This is a genomic window from Jiella pacifica, from assembly GCF_010500815.1.
Taxonomy (GTDB): Bacteria; Pseudomonadota; Alphaproteobacteria; order Rhizobiales; family Rhizobiaceae; genus Jiella; species Jiella pacifica.
In genome coordinates this window covers 79655-93239 of sequence record NZ_JAAAMG010000014.1, presented here as the reverse complement: position 1 = coordinate 93239, position 13585 = coordinate 79655, and the positions used below count along the sequence as shown (strand labels likewise).

The following is a 13585-nucleotide window of genomic DNA, read 5'->3' as shown; positions in this document are numbered from 1 at the left end:
TCTATCCGAGCCTTCGGCTGGTTGGAACGAAACTCTCCACCTCGAGCCGGCCGATCCTCAGGCGGCCGATCTCCGCCTCCTCGATCCTTGCCCGGCCGACGGACAGACGCCCGATGGCGAACGCCCCGACGGCGACGGCGCCAAGCGCGCAGGCACCGAGGGCCAGGGCGCCGACGGCTCCGGCGCCGAGCGCGCCTGCGCCGAGCGCCGCCGATCCCGCAGCGACGTCGGGGCGCGGCAGGAAGCCGCCTTCGCGCAACTGCATGAGGGCCCGGCGCACCCGTGCCTCGGGCCCTGCCTCGTGATCGGGCAGCGCGCTTCCCGGCGCGCTCATCGAGCCTGCCGGAACGGGCGGCTCAGTCTTGGCTTTCTGGAAGAGCATGCCATTCACTCCGCACCGTCTCGTCTGTCTCTCTATCAAGCGCGACAACACGAAGTCGCAAGGCCTCGCGACGATCGAGTTGAAAAAGCGCCCAGACGGCCATCGCCCTGACGAGGGGCGCGGCATCGTGCAGCAGCGCCGCGACCTGCGGCGCGAACTCCGGTTCATGCGAATTGCCGGCGGCGATCAGGCAGTTGGAGACGAACTTGTCGCGGCCGATGCGCTTGATCGGCGAGCCGGAGAAGAGCGCGCGGAATGCCGCGTCGTCGAGAGCGAGAAGGGCGTCGAGCCTCGGCGCCTTCAGATCGTCGCGGGCGATCAGCTTGGCCTCGCTGGCATCCTGAGCGAACTTGTTCCACGGGCAGACGGCGAGGCAGTCGTCGCAGCCATAGATGCGGTTGCCCATCGCCGTGCGGAATTCTCGGGGGATGACGGCCTTGGTCTCGATGGTGAGGTAGGAGATGCAGCGCCGGGCATCGAGCTGGTACGGCGCGGGAAAGGCGTGTGTCGGGCAGGCGTCGAGGCAGGCGCGGCAGGAGCCGCAACGGTCGAGGCCGGGCGCGTCCGCTTCGAGGTCGAGCGTCGTGAAGATCGAGCCGAGAAACAGCCAGGAGCCGAAATCGCGCGACAACAGGTTGGTGTGCTTGCCCTGCCAGCCGAGGCCGGCAAGCTCGCCGAGCGGCTTTTCCATCACCGGCGCGGTGTCGACGAAGACCTTGGCGTCATGCTCGCCCAGACCGGCTCCACGGGCTCTGGCGATCAGCCGGCCGGCGAGTTCCTTCAGCCTGCCCTTGATGACGTCGTGATAGTCCCGGTGGCGGGCATAGACCGAGATCGCGCCTCTCTCCGGGCGGTCGAGGATTTCCAGCGGGTCCTCGTCCGGCCCGTAGTTCATCGCCACGACGACGATCGAGCGGACGTTGGGCCAGAGATCCCTGGGCGAGCGTCGGCGATCGATGGTTTCGGGCAGCCAGCCCATGGTGCCGTGGCGGCCCTCGGCGACGAAGTCCGCCAGCCGCTCCCCGGCAAGGAGATTGCCGGACGCGTCCGCGACGCCGGTTCCGCCGAAGCCGAGCCGGCGAGCGTCGGCTTGGAGGAAGTCTTTCAGCGAGGCGAGGGCGGCGCGCGACATGGGGCGGATATGACCGGCGGTTCGCCGGCTCGCAAGGGCGTGGGATGAGAGGTCGGCTTCGGAAACGGGCGAGCCTGGCTTCCCGATGCGATGCGCTTTCCTCGTCACACCCTGGTGCGCGACATGCCGTCCTTGGCCGGACGGTAGTCCGGGTTCAACTGCGCGGCGCGGGCATAGGAGCGGAACGCCTTGCTGCGGTCGCCCTTGCGCTCGTAGGCGAGGGCCTGGTTGGTCCAGTATTCCGCCTTGGTGTCGTCGAGCCGCAGCGCGGTGTTGAAGTCCTCGAAGGCGTTGTCGTCGTCGCCCGTCGCCAGATAGGAGACGCCTCTGGCCGAATAGGGCTCGGCGGCACTCGGCTGCAGCGAGATCGCTCGGGAGAAGTCCTCGATCGCCAGCTTGTGCTGGCCGTCGATCTGATAGAGCAGGCCGCGATTGTGGTAGGCTCGCGGATCCGAAGTGCCGAGGTCGATCGCCTTCTGGAAATAGCCGAGCGCCTCGCGGTTGCGCCCCGCCACCCGGTAGACGTTACCGAGGCCGATATAGGCCGAGCCGTAGCGCGGATTGATCGCGATCGCCTTGTTGTAGTCGGCGGCGGCCTTGGCCGGATCGTTGATCTGGCGATAGATCAGCGCCCGGTTGGCATAGGCCTGGTAGAAATTCGGATCAAGCTGGATGGCGCGGTTGAAGTCGGCAATGGCGTTTTCGTACTCGCCGGCCCGGCCATAGGCCGTGCCGCGAACGTTGTAGCCTTCGGGATCCGACGGGTTGGCGTTCACCGTCGCGGTCAGGGAACCGATGTTCTGCTCGGTGCCCTGGTTCTTGTCGAGGGAGATCGCCTGGATCGCGGCGACGTCCGCCCCGGTCTGGCAACCTGCGATCACCGTCATGCCGCAGAGGAGGGCGGCGAACATGCCTTTGCGGCCATCCGCCAGGGCGTGAGGGGCGTAGCCTCGCCGAAAGGCGGCGGGCGATGGGCGATCGGTGATCCGCATGTCGATGGTGGTTCGTCCAGCTGTTTCGAGTGAGCTTTTCATACTATCTCGCACAAGCGGCCGTATTTTGAAATCGTTCGTGCTGCCAACGCAGAAAAATCGCCGCGGGTGTTGCCCTCGGCGATGTATCCGGTCCGTCAACGGCCAGCAAAACGACCTTTAGAAAGGTCTCGGCGGGCCCATGCAAGGATGGCCGCGCCGCCAGGCCGCGCGACGATTTGTCCGCGAGGCTCAAGCCTCAAGGTGCGGCGCGACCGCCGCCGGCAACCCCTTCGCGCTGCGCGCGCTTGCGGGCGAGTTTGCGAGCCCGACGCACGGCCTCGGCCTTTTCACGCGCCCGCTTCTCCGAAGGCTTTTCGTAGAAGTTGCGCATTTTCATTTCGCGGAAGATGCCTTCGCGTTGCATCTTCTTCTTCAGCGCGCGGAGCGCCTGATCCACATTGTTGTCGCGGACGAGTATCTGCACCGAGTGTTCCGTTTATAGCGCTAGATAATTGGGTTCAGAATGCGGTCTGTTCTGGCGAGGCACCGCGCACCGCAAGATGCGCTCCGTTATCAGATCGTCCGGGTCTTGTCGAGATGCAAAGAAACCGTCAGAAAGACGAACCATCAGCCGGCAAGGCACGAGATGCTGGCGTTTTCCGCAGTGAATGGCTAGGCAACGACGCAGTGACCGGCTGCCGCCGGTCGACCCTTCAGTTGAGGCGAAGACGAAGTTTGCAGCGTCAGAAGCAAGCGCCGACATTTGCATCGACCGACGCCGTCTTTCAGGCGGCCGCGGCCGGTGTTCTCGTTGCCGCGATGGTGCAACTCAGCGCCGCGCTGGCCGGCTTCGGCTTGATCGAGGACTTGTACCAGGCCGGACGGGGAGCGCCCTTCGTCTCGATCGCCGGGGTCTTCTGGGTCGCGGCGAGCGCGCTCGCCTTCGCGATCGGCGGTTTTGCCAGCGCGCGTCTCGCCGATGCCCACCGGTTCCGCGACGCGCTGTTCTGCGGCCTCCTGACCTTTTCGAGTGCGCTGCTCGCCGCGGTGGTCATCCTGACCCTGCGGCCGCCTGCGCTCGTCGACCGCAGTCTCGGTCCGGTCGGTAATGCCGTCGCGGCGATGGCGGTGGCTACCCGTGTGCCGTCGCCGGACGCCTCCGTGGAGCTCTCGGCACTGCGAGGCGAGGTTCAGATGTTTCTCGATCCCGCAAGCGCCGAGGACCGTGTTCCCGATCGCGCGGGGACGAGCCGGAGCGACACCGGGACCGCGCTGACGACTGTCTTCGCCGGTATCGACGAAACGGCGGACGAAGCGGCCGTTGCAGCCGCCGTCGATGCGATCGAGGCTGCGGCCGGCGTGACGAAGCCGGTGGCCGAGCGACGGCTGATCGCTTGGCAGCAGGCGCATGATCGGGCGTTGCGAAGCGCGCGCCGTTCCGCCGCCGCGGCGGCGGGCGCCGTCAGCACGGCCTGCTTCTCCGCTTTCGTTGCGCTCTTGGCCGCCTTGCTCGCCTGTCTGTTCGGCGGTGTTCTGGGTCGGCACCGCAGCCGGGTGGTGGAGCTCGGCGCGCGATGGCACTAAGCGGAGCGGGCGACCGTGGCGCGGACCGCGTTCGTTCTGCGATCATGGCCTGCGGCTGCCTCCCATTCGCGGAGGCCGCAGGGGCCGAAAGAAATGGGGTGGCGCTCGGGGCGCTCGACCCCCTCGAACCAGTGTAGGGAGGCGGAAATCGCTGATTTGTCGGGTGCGGGGCGCGATCGGGCGCGCCACGCGGAAACACGCATCAACGATCTTGGGCGCGAGCGCGCGAGTGCGCCGGCCGCAAACCTCTGGCGCGTCTCCTGGGGCGCCATTCTCGCCGGAGCGATCCTCGCCTTGATGATCCAGTTCATGCTCGGCCTTTTCGGGCTCGGCGTCGGCCTCTCGTCGCCGACCGGCACGGCCTCCGGGATAGTCTCGGTTGGCGGCCTCTGGGCCGTCTTCGTGGTGCTCGTCGGCGTCTTCGCCGGGGCCTTCGCGGCCGGTCGCTTCGCCGGCGTCCCGTCGCGGATCGACGGGGCGCTGCACGGGGTCGTCACCTGGGCGGTCACCGCCCTTCTCGCCCTCTATCTCCTCAGCAGCGGCGCGGCGAGCCTCGTCGGTGGCGCCTTCGGCGTCCTCGGCCAGTCGGTCGGCGAGATGGCGACGGCGGCCGAAGCGCTCGCCCCGGGCTCGTCGTCGCTCGCCGATTCCCTGAAGGGCAGCTCGGAACAACTCTTCGCGCCGGCTCCTCGACCGAGTGGCGGCGCGGCCGAGGCCGAGGCCGGGGCCGCGACGCCCGACCAAAGTGCGCCGGCGTCCGGATCTGCCGCACCGGCCGCCCCAGCCGATCGCGACGTCGTTTATGCCGAGGTCGTCGCGGCACTCTCCGACGGGGACCAGCAGGCGCGCGGCGCCGCTGTCGATGCCATCGCTGGAGTGGCCGGCGTCGCCAGGGCCGAAGCCGAGCGGCGCTTCGACGGCTTCGCGGAGCGTTTCGCCCAGGCCCGCACGGAGATGGAAGCAGCGCGCCGCGCCGCCGCGAGTGCGCTGGCGCGGGCCTCGCTCGCCGCCTTCGTGGCGATGCTGCTCGGCATGGCCGTCGGCGCTGCCGGCGGCGTTCTCGGCCGGCCGGACCGGGTCGCCGAGCCGCGGGCGCCCCGCCACTGATCGGCGAGGCGGTGACGGGCGTGCCGGTGTCGTTGCCCGTCGACGCTATCTCGGCCTGACGAGGAAGTGGTCGACGGCAAACTCGCCCTTCAGGCCCTTTGCCGCCAGCGTTTCGGCCAGCTCCTCGAAGAACGGGCCGGCCGGCTCGCCGCCTGCGCCGTCGGCATGGATCAGCGCTTCGGGCAGGGTCAGGGCGATCAGGATCTGCGCCGTGCGGGTCTCGGGACCCGAGGCGGTGACGGGCACTTCGAACCTTGCCGTGGCGCCCTTCCGGGTGAGGTAGCTCGAGAGCGACTGCACGAGGCCTTCGTCGTCGACGAGGAGAAGGTCGAGCGTGTCCCCCGCCGGCACGCCGGCGATGCCGCCGGCGAGCGTCCTGCCGCTGACGATCCGGCGCTGGTCGAGCTCCAGCGTCAGGCCATAGGCTGGATAGCCCGGCATGTCCGGCAGCGAGGCGAGGGCGCGGCATTGCGCCTCGGCGACTTCGCCGCCGTCGATATAGACGCGGCGGAAGGCCTCTTTCGGCGATTGCTCGATGAGGGTGTCGGCAAAGTCCTCGAGCCGGCCCTGATCGTCCGAGAGCGCGGTGATGCGGAACTCGCCGGCGGCCTTGCCGGCCTCCGTCAAGGCGGCGAAGCAATTGCCCCCGGGATAGGCGGCGACGAGCTCGGCGAGCGTCGCCTGCGGCCCGTCGTCGTCGCTTTGCGCCTGCTCATGCGTGCCTCCCGGCGTTCCGGCGATCGTCTGCGGGCGGCGGGGCGACAGCGCGGCCAGCTCGGCCTCTTCGCGACGGGCCGCTGGGGCGGGCGCGATCCGGCCGGGTCGTGCGGAGGCGACCTGGCTGGGCTCGACCGGTGCGAACCTGCCGGAAACGGAGGCGGAGACCGCGGCGGCGGCCTTGGCCGGTTCCGTTTGGGGCGGCTGGATGACCGGCGCGGTCGACGCCGCCAGGTCGGCGGCAGGTGTCGAAGCGGCCAGTATCGAACCTGCAGGGGCCCGCGGAGCGACGGCGAGACGCCCCGGCGTCGAAGCGGCGGCCGCATCGGCACCGACCCGCGGGACGACAGCCAGCAGCCCCGAAGTCGGAGTGGCGGCAGCGCCGGCCGTCACTTCCGGAGCGATGTCGGGCGCATCCGAAGCGGTGGCGACTTCGGCCGTCACCCGCGGGACGATCGCTCCACCCGAGACGTTACCGGTCAAGGGCGCGGGAGGCACCGCTTCGGCCGCCGCCCCTTTCGCCTCCGCGAGACGGCCGGGGACGGCGGCTGACGCGGCCACCCGCACGGCCGGGTCGGCTCGCCCGTCGAGAATCGTCGGCGCCGGCAAGTCGGGCGGCTCCTTCGGGGCCGCTCTCGGGGCCATCGTTCCCACCGCCGTCTCACCGACCAGCAGGGTTTCGTCCTGACGCCCGGATGATGCCGGCCTCGGACGGGCCGCGGCGACGGGCGAGGGGCGCCGTCTCGCCGGCGGAACGACGGGAGACGCCGCTGCAAGGGCCATCGTCTCGGCGTCCGCCGCTGCGAGGGTGGCCGCCGAAACGGCCAGGCCCGGTTGCGGCCTTCGTGACGCGAGCGGCTCGAAAGACCCACTGGCCTCGACCTCTTGAGGTCGAGGCTGCTCTACCGGGTGGGGCAAAAAGATCGTCGCACTCTCGTCGGCGCGTTTCGCCGTCAGCACCGGACCGGCGCCGGTGGACTGCGCCAAGGCGATCGGTGCGGGCGACGAGGCCTCCGGTGGCGCTGCTCCAACTCGAGCCGCCATGCGCGGCGAGAGGGGAGTCGCCGGCGTCTCCGCGCCGGTTTCCGTCCTCAGGACCCGGGGCAGGACCGGGGACGCCATATCGCCAGCTTCGGCCGCCTGTAGAGCTGGTCCGGGGCCCGTCGGTGAAAGCTCTCGCGCGACCTCCATGACGGTCTCCGCTCGTTCCGGCGACTTCGGCGGGACCAGGATGTTTCCGCTGCCGCCGGCGGCCTCGATTGCGCTTGGCCGCGTCCTCGCGGCAATCATCGGCCTCGGAGGAGATTCAGCCGGCCGAACGGCCGCGGTCGGTTCGGGCGATTGCGGTTCGAGCTTGGCGGATTCGGCGGGGGCAGGACGCACGGTTTCGGCGGCAGAATTTTCGTTCGTGGATGAAGGCGACAACTGTTCCGGCGAGGCTCTCGTGGCCGCCGTGCCTGGCGCCGTCCCGGCAAGTTCTTCCGGGCTGGCGGGCGTTGCCACCTCGGCGAGGCGGGTCGTCGCAGCGACTGCTTCGCTCGGCGACGTCGCGAGTGGCCGAGGCGCGGCAGATTCGACCGGCAAGGGCGCCGCCGGGCGAGCGACGATCCCCCGCAATTCGGCCGCAGCGACCGCCTTCGGCGCGGCGGGGGCGGCTGTCTCGGGCTCCGGGACGGGAGGCGACGGTCTGGCAGTGTTCGTCGTGGCCGTGTCAGGCTGAACGGCGGCGAGTTCGGTCGACTGCGGACGGCTTTCATGGGCGGGGATCGGCTCGTTCGGCACGGGCGCGATCGATGCCGACGGACCGAGCGTGACGGGTTGCTGTCCGGCATCGTCCGGCCGAAGTTGCTTTTGCGGCGCGGCCGCCGACAACGTCTCTGCCGAGGCGTGGCCCAGCGGGTCGATCGACGTCGGTGGCACACGGTCTGCCCGGCTCGCCGGCGCCGTGGCGGACAGGGCCTGCGCCTCGGATCGCACCGGATCCACCCTGCCGGCGGGGGCGGGATGGGCTCTCGTTGCGCGGGCCGGCGTGAGGCTGGTGGTTCTGGTCTCGATCTCTTCGATGGTGATCGCGGTTTCTTTCGCCGGTTGCCGCCCCGTCTCGGGCATGAGCGCGAGGGCCAGCGCTCCGAGCCCGGCATGGATGGCGAGCGACAGGCCGCCGGCCGCCGCCCAGAGCCGAGTCTGCGCCCTCATGGCGAGGCCTGCCCGCCGCCGGCATTGAGGACGACGAGGCTCGTCGCGGCGCCGGCGGCCGAAGCCTCGCCGAGGATCTGGACGAGAACGCTTCCCGCGAGGTCGCGCGCCGCCAGCACGTAGAGGATCGGTGTGTCGCCGCCGTCCGGCGCGGTGAGCCCGGCGATCGCCTCGGCGAGTTCGGCGCGGGCGATCGTCCGCCCGTCGAGGCTGAGCGCCCCGTCCTCGGTGATCGCCAGCAGCGGTCGCGGCAGGCGCTCGCCGGCCTCGGCGCCGACCCTTGCCGGGTCGATCTCGCTCTCGCCCGGCGCGGTGAGCGTGCCGGCGAGGAGGAAGAACAGGAGGAGGAGGAAGACGATGTTGATCGTCGGCATGGCCGGATCGGCTCGGGGGCGGCGGCGGGCGGGCCGCAGAACCCGGCTCGCAGCGGAGCGTCGGAGGCTCATGGCGAAGCCTCCCCACCGCCGGTCTCGGCGCTTGCGGCTGGCGCCGCGATCAGACGGACGTTTTCGACGCCGGCGCGCTGGAGCGCATCGAGAGCCCTGGCGACATCCTCGGTGCGGGCGCTCCGTGCGGTCAGGAGAAGGACCGACCGGGTGCCGGCTTCGCGCATCCGGATGGCCGCCGGTCGAAGCGCGTCGAGCGCAAGGACGCGCGATCCGAGCCGCGCCCTTCCGCGCAGGACGACGAGGGTCTCGTCGGCCGGTGCCACGGAACGGGGCGTCGTCTCGGTGCCGTTGCCGCCGACGGTCGCACGCCCCTGTCCGCTGACGGGGATCAGGCCGAAGGGGGCGATGCGCGAGGACAGGGCGAAGAAGATCACAAGGAGAAAGATCACGTCGACGAGCGGCGTCAGGACGAAGCCTCGTCGTGCTCTTGCCCGCGGCCGGCGCATGGATCAGCGCGGCCGGGCGAGCGCCCGGTCGAGGTCGCCGCTCGCGGTTTCCTCGTCGGACGGGATCGTCGCAAGGCGTCGGCGCGAATAGGCCGCGCTGCGCGGCGCGTCACCGTGGATCGCCCGGAGGATCAGTCCCTCGATCGCCCGCGTCTCGGTTTCGAGCGCGGCGTCGAAATAGGCGGCGGCGAAGAAGAACGGGATGGCGACGACGAGCCCTGCGGCAGTCGTGATCAGGGCCGCAAAGATGCCGGCGGACAGGAGCGCCGGATCGATCGCCCCTTGCGTCCCGGACATGGTGAAGAACACCTCGATCATGCCGAAGACCGTGCCGAGCAGGCCGAGCATCGGCGCGGCCTGGACGATTGCGTCGAGAAACGGCAGATGCCGCGAAAGCCGCGAAAGGCCCTCGATCGCCGCCTCCTCGGCCAGCGCGCCGGCGCGCTCGCGGCTTTCCGGCCCGGGCGGGGCTTCGGATAGGGCGCCTTTGGCTGCAGCGAGGACGTTGGCGCGCAGCAACGGCGCCCGGCCGGCGTTGCCGGCGAAAGACCGGCTCTCGCTGGGCCTGCCGATCCCGGCCCGCCGGAACTCGATCGCCTTGACGATCGACACGGCAAGGCCGGCGATCGACAGGAGCACGAGAACGACGAGGATCGGGCCGGCGCTGGAGCGGAGCTGCGAGGCGATGATCTCCCACATGGCGCTGCCGCCGCTCCCTTACGTGTCGAAGGTGATGGCGGTGCGCGACGTCGGGCGGAGCGCCTCCATGCAGATGCCGGCGCTGCCCTGGCTCGTCTCGCATTCGGCGATGTCGTTGACGAGGATGCGCGAGATCCCGGCGCAGGGCTGATCGGCAAGATCGAACTGCACCACCTTGGTCTTGCCGGCGGGAAGCTGCCCGAACTGCAGGACGAGGAACTGCGAGACCTGGCCGTTCTGGTCGAAGACGACGACGTCGTAGGAGACCTTTGCGAGCGGCTGGCCCGTGTCGTTCACCGCGACGTAGGACAGGCGGCAGAGGCCGGCGTCGTCGACCGCGTTGTTGAGTTCGAGGCCGAGACCGCTCTGCGCTGCCGGCGGCGCGCCGGCCTCGGTGCCGCCGGTCTGAGCCTCACCTGTCTCTGCGCCCTGCGTCGCGGCGCCGCTCTCCTGGGCGAGAGCGCTTCCTGCGCCGAGCGCCAGACCGGCGACGAGAAGCGCGGCCGGTGCGACGGCCGCTGTCGTCCGAACGAACTGCCGGATGACCATCGCGAAATTCCTCCGCCCGGCCGGTTGCCGGTTCGATACGCTGCCTGAATTGACCCTGATCTTCATCCTGCCGCTCACGCCCTCTCTCTGGAACCCGTCATCAACCTTTGATAGAAACCTCTATCACGCTGGCCTTGAAGGATACAGATTTCCCATGGCGCTGTCGCGTAGGGATCGGACGGCAACTGCGCATGTCCTGGAATGTCCAGGCCGCCGCCGACGCAGCGGAAGCTCGCCGGCCCTCGCCGGCGCGGCAGTCCTTGCCGCGGGCCTGTTGCCGGCAGGAGCGGCCGAGGCCCAGTTCGTCGTCTGCAACCAGTCCCTCGACGTCGTCAACGTCGCCATCGGACGCGACGCCGGCGACGGCTTTTCGACCCGAGGCTGGTGGATCGTCGGCGCAAACCGGTGTGCCACCACCATCCGCGACGAACTGTCCGCCCGCTACGTCTATGTCCATGCCGAAGACGTCTTCGGGCGCCCGGTGCTCTATGGTTCGACCGACATGTGCGTCGGCGCGAAGAGCTTCGAGATCGCCGGCACCGAAGCCTGCTTCCAGCGGGGCTACCGCCCGGCAAAGTTCCTGGAGGTCGACACCGAGGCGGTGCCGCGCTGGACGCTGTTCCTGTCGCCGCGCTCGTGATCGGCGTGCCGCACACCCGCCCTCGGCTCCGATCGCAGACCACTCGTCTTATTCAATCATCGGTAGAAATCGATCTCGTGCTGCGCTAGCATCGGCAGCCATTCCGGAGGTCTTGAAGGACGCCGAACTTGCTCCCGAACCCGCCGATCTCGATCGATCCGACGCCGGCGGCCGGCCTCGCGCCGGGAGCCTCTGCCCCGCCGGGCGCGGCCACGAGCCCCTGCGCTTTCGATTGAGGCGGCGATGGCGGTTCGCGAGGAAGCCGAGACCCACCGCATCGATCCGGCGTTTCGCCGCGACCGTGTCGACCAAGGGCGCCAGCGCGCGGCGCGGCGTGTTCGAAAGCGGCTGGGCGCCGGAGTGGTCTGCGCCGTGCTGTGCCTCGGTGCGGCCCTCTACGCCCTTGTGCCGGCAAACGACACGATTCCGATCGACGCGGAACTCAATCTCGCCGTCGAGGACGACGGTGCGGCGCAGATCGCAATCGAGGCCAACCTCGACGAGGCGGGCATCGCCGGGCCGACGATGCTCGACCTGCCCGGCGATCCGCTGATCGTGACGCTCGGCGGCGCGGCCGGGCCCGCGTCCCGGCTGAGGGTCGTCGATCGGCCCGAGAGCCTTTCGGAAACGGTTTCATCGCCGAAACTGATGCTCCTGTCGGACCGGCTGGTCAGCGTCGGCGAGCGGCTGATGGTCCAGATCCCCTCCAGCCAGGCCGACTTCGCCTTCTTTCAAGCCCAGCGCGACGCCCCGCCGGCGGGGCTGGACGAAGGTGATGCCTTGGCGGTCGGGGAGGAGGACGAGGAGGCGGCGGGGAATGATCCGCTGAATGCAGGCGCCGGCATCGAGGATGCCGAGGGCGCCGGTTGGGGCGAGACCGTCGACCAAGGCACAGCGCCCCTGCCGGTCTTCGAGAAGACCCGGATCGAGGACACGACGAGCCTCGCCTGGCTGCGCCCGGAGAGCGAGCGTTTCGCGGAGACCGAGACGTTCGGCGAGCGGATACTCGCGCCGCTGCCGCTCATCCGGTTCCTGAGCGAGCGTGGCTTCGAACCTGAGGACGCCTCGGCTGCCGCTGCGGCTGCCCGCGATCTCCTGAAGATCGAGGAACTCGCGCCCGACATGGTGATCGGCCTCCGCGGGCTGCGGCCAAGCAGCTACGCCAGGCTCCTCGTCGCGCAACTGTCGCTCTATGCCGGCCAGACCTATCTCGGCACGCTGGCCCGCGAAACCGGCGGCAGCTTTTCCCTCGGCGCCGATCCCTTCGCTGCGGTCGATCTGGCGCGAAGGGCCGGAGAGGAGCCGCCCGGCGAGCGCCAGTACCGGCTGCTCGATGCGATCTATTCCACCGGCATCCGCAACGGCGTGCCGATGGAGGTGGTCGGCGAAGCCATCATGCTTCTGTCGCGGGATCACGACCTCGACGCCATCGCGACACCGAACGATCGCTTCGACCTGCTCTACGATGCCAAGCCTGCCGGCGACGGCTTGGCCGGGGCGGCGGGCGTGCGCTACGCCGCCGTCAGCCGGGGCGAAGGGCCGCTCGCCTGCTTCGTGTTCCGGCCCTCCACCGAGGCCCCCGCCTGTCACGACGGCCGGAGCAGGCCCGGCCCGAGCGGCACGTCATCCGGGGCCGCCGCGACGAACGGCATGGTCGTGCCGGTCGAGGGCGTCCTGACTTCCACCTTCGGACCGCGCCGGCACCCGATCCTCAAGACCGTGCGCATCCACAAGGGAGTCGACTGGGCGGCGCCGCGGGGAACGGCGGTCCATGCCGCCTTTGCCGGCACTCTCCTTCATGCCGGGGACGGGAAGGGCTACGGCAATCTCGTGCGAATCGATCACGGCGGCGGGCGCGAGACCCGCTATGCCCATCTCAGCCGCTTCGCGCCCGGGCTGAAACCAGGGCAGAAGCTCGCGGCGGGTGATCTGATCGGCTATGTCGGCACCACCGGCCTGTCGACGGGGCCGCACCTGCATTTCGAGCTCTATGCCGACGGCGAGGCGATCAATCCTCTGGGCACCAACGAGCACGCGGTTTCCGCCGACGTCACGGCTGTTGCCGGCAATGCCGCGCCGGCGGTCTCGGCGGCCGGTGCCGTCGATCAGCTCGTCGCATGGATCGTCAAGGTGGAGAGCGGCGGCAATGCCCGCGCCAAGAACCCCCTGTCGAGCGCCACCGGCCTCGGCCAGTTCATCGCCTCGACCTGGCTGCGGATGATCCGCACCTACCGGCCGGACCTTGCCGGCAGCCTCTCGCCACGGGAAATTCTCGACCTTCGATACGATCCGACGCTGTCGCGCGAGATGATCCGCAATCTTGCCCGGGAGGGCGAGGCTTATCTCGTCAGGCGCGGCCATCGGATCACCGCGGGGCGGCTCTATCTCGCCCATTTCCTCGGCATGGACGGGGCCAACCAGGTGCTCTCGGCCGATCCGGAAGCGGCGGTCGTCGCCGTCGTCGGCGCCGGCGTGATCAAGGCGAACCCGTTCCTCGCCGGCCAGAAGGTGCGCGACGTCATCGTCTGGGCCGAGCGGAAGATGCATTCGGTGCGGGGCGGCACCCGGCGGGCACCCGCGGCGGTGGTCGACTCGTCACCCCCCGTCCCGCAGCCGCCGGCGCCGATCGGGCCGGACCCGGCCTTCGTCGCCTATCGCAAGGCGATCCTCGCCGTCCTCGCCGAGGCCGGCATCGCCTCTTGACGGAAAC

The 13585-nt window shown here is 70.0% G+C and carries 14 protein-coding genes; 5 read left to right on the top strand and 9 right to left on the bottom strand.

Going from position 1 to position 13585, the window contains the following annotated elements; genetic code table 11:
* Window position 1: 1 nt before the first annotated feature.
* The 4 genes from GTK09_RS16940 to rpsU form a co-directional block, all read right to left on the bottom strand.
* Window positions 2–382, bottom strand: coding sequence for a hypothetical protein (locus GTK09_RS16940; protein ID WP_203561080.1), 381 nt, complete (start codon window positions 380–382; stop codon window positions 2–4).
* Window positions 357–1514, bottom strand: a complete 1158-nt coding sequence (gene queG / locus GTK09_RS16935) for a tRNA epoxyqueuosine(34) reductase QueG (RefSeq protein WP_163464643.1) — start codon at window positions 1512–1514, stop codon at window positions 357–359. The genes GTK09_RS16940 and queG overlap by 26 nt, the downstream gene beginning before the upstream one ends.
* A gap of 104 nt (window positions 1515–1618) precedes the next feature.
* Window positions 1619–2425: a tetratricopeptide repeat protein gene (locus tag GTK09_RS16930; protein WP_163464697.1), complete on the bottom strand. Its 807-nt coding sequence runs from the start codon at window positions 2423–2425 to the stop codon at window positions 1619–1621.
* 319 nt (window positions 2426–2744) lie between these two features.
* Window positions 2745–2972 carry a 30S ribosomal protein S21 gene (rpsU, locus tag GTK09_RS16925; RefSeq protein WP_163464642.1) on the bottom strand — a complete coding sequence of 76 codons (228 nt, stop codon included), beginning with the start codon at window positions 2970–2972 and terminating at the stop codon, window positions 2745–2747.
* A gap of 251 nt (window positions 2973–3223) precedes the next feature.
* Here rpsU and GTK09_RS16920 point away from each other — a divergent pair, with 251 nt between their 5' ends.
* Window positions 3224–4072: a hypothetical protein gene (locus GTK09_RS16920; protein ID WP_163464641.1), complete on the top strand. Its 849-nt coding sequence runs from the start codon at window positions 3224–3226 to the stop codon at window positions 4070–4072.
* Between the two features lie 93 nt (window positions 4073–4165).
* Window positions 4166–5179, top strand: coding sequence for a hypothetical protein (locus tag GTK09_RS16915; protein WP_163464640.1), 1014 nt, complete (start codon window positions 4166–4168; stop codon window positions 5177–5179).
* Between the two features lie 45 nt (window positions 5180–5224).
* On the opposite strand, the gene GTK09_RS16910 is transcribed toward GTK09_RS16915, so the two are convergent.
* Window positions 5225–6505: a hypothetical protein gene (locus GTK09_RS16910; protein ID WP_163464639.1), complete on the bottom strand. Its 1281-nt coding sequence runs from the start codon at window positions 6503–6505 to the stop codon at window positions 5225–5227.
* Between the two features lie 799 nt (window positions 6506–7304).
* On the opposite strand from GTK09_RS16910, the gene GTK09_RS16905 reads away from it, so the two are divergent.
* Window positions 7305–7616, top strand: coding sequence for a hypothetical protein (locus tag GTK09_RS16905; RefSeq protein ID WP_163464638.1), 312 nt, complete (start codon window positions 7305–7307; stop codon window positions 7614–7616).
* Between the two features lie 472 nt (window positions 7617–8088).
* On the opposite strand, the gene GTK09_RS16900 is transcribed toward GTK09_RS16905, so the two are convergent.
* From GTK09_RS16900 to GTK09_RS16885, 4 genes are read right to left on the bottom strand one after another with little or no spacing between them, the layout of a single operon-like run.
* Window positions 8089–8538 (bottom strand): biopolymer transporter ExbD, encoded by a 450-nt coding sequence (locus tag GTK09_RS16900; RefSeq protein WP_163464637.1) that lies wholly within the window; start codon window positions 8536–8538, stop codon window positions 8089–8091.
* Window positions 8535–8987: an ExbD/TolR family protein gene (locus GTK09_RS16895; RefSeq protein ID WP_246217960.1), complete on the bottom strand. Its 453-nt coding sequence runs from the start codon at window positions 8985–8987 to the stop codon at window positions 8535–8537. Before GTK09_RS16895 ends, GTK09_RS16900 begins: the two co-directional genes overlap by 4 nt.
* Before the next feature lie 3 nt (window positions 8988–8990).
* Entirely contained in the window at window positions 8991–9686 is a 696-nt protein-coding gene (locus GTK09_RS16890) for a MotA/TolQ/ExbB proton channel family protein (protein WP_163464635.1), read from the bottom strand.
* Window positions 9687–9704: 18 nt separating this feature from the next.
* Window positions 9705–10235, bottom strand: coding sequence for a hypothetical protein (locus GTK09_RS16885; protein WP_163464634.1), 531 nt, complete (start codon window positions 10233–10235; stop codon window positions 9705–9707).
* On the opposite strand from GTK09_RS16885, the gene GTK09_RS16880 reads away from it, so the two are divergent.
* The gene (locus GTK09_RS16880) at window positions 10228–10875 is read left to right on the top strand and encodes a DUF1036 domain-containing protein (protein ID WP_246217959.1); all 648 of its coding nucleotides are present in this window, start codon (window positions 10228–10230) and stop codon (window positions 10873–10875) included. The two genes, GTK09_RS16885 and GTK09_RS16880, sit on opposite strands and share 8 nt — an antisense overlap.
* A 243-nt stretch (window positions 10876–11118) precedes the next feature.
* A complete protein-coding gene (locus GTK09_RS16875; protein WP_163464633.1) occupies window positions 11119–13578 on the top strand; it encodes a peptidoglycan DD-metalloendopeptidase family protein in 2460 nt (819 codons plus the stop codon).
* The last annotated feature ends 7 nt before the right edge of the window (window positions 13579–13585 follow it).

Bases quoted from the DNA above. Each gene is read 5' to 3' on its own strand.
- GTK09_RS16940 (WP_203561080.1), bottom strand. From the start codon at position 382: ATGCTCTTCCAGAAAGCCAAGACTGAGCCGCCCGTTCCGGCAGGCTCG.
- queG (WP_163464643.1), bottom strand. From the start codon at position 1,514: ATGTCGCGCGCCGCCCTCGCCTCGCTGAAAGACTTCCTCCAAGCCGAC.
- GTK09_RS16930 (WP_163464697.1), bottom strand. From the start codon at position 2,425: ATGTTCGCCGCCCTCCTCTGCGGCATGACGGTGATCGCAGGTTGCCAG.
- GTK09_RS16915 (WP_163464640.1), top strand. From the start codon at position 4,166: ATGGGGTGGCGCTCGGGGCGCTCGACCCCCTCGAACCAGTGTAGGGAG.
- GTK09_RS16900 (WP_163464637.1), bottom strand. From the start codon at position 8,538: ATGAGCCTCCGACGCTCCGCTGCGAGCCGGGTTCTGCGGCCCGCCCGC.
- GTK09_RS16895 (WP_246217960.1), bottom strand. From the start codon at position 8,987: ATGCGCCGGCCGCGGGCAAGAGCACGACGAGGCTTCGTCCTGACGCCG.
- GTK09_RS16890 (WP_163464635.1), bottom strand. From the start codon at position 9,686: ATGTGGGAGATCATCGCCTCGCAGCTCCGCTCCAGCGCCGGCCCGATC.
- GTK09_RS16880 (WP_246217959.1), top strand. From the start codon at position 10,228: ATGACCATCGCGAAATTCCTCCGCCCGGCCGGTTGCCGGTTCGATACG.
- GTK09_RS16885 (WP_163464634.1), bottom strand. From the start codon at position 10,235: ATGGTCATCCGGCAGTTCGTTCGGACGACAGCGGCCGTCGCACCGGCC.
- GTK09_RS16875 (WP_163464633.1), top strand. From the start codon at position 11,119: ATGGCGGTTCGCGAGGAAGCCGAGACCCACCGCATCGATCCGGCGTTT.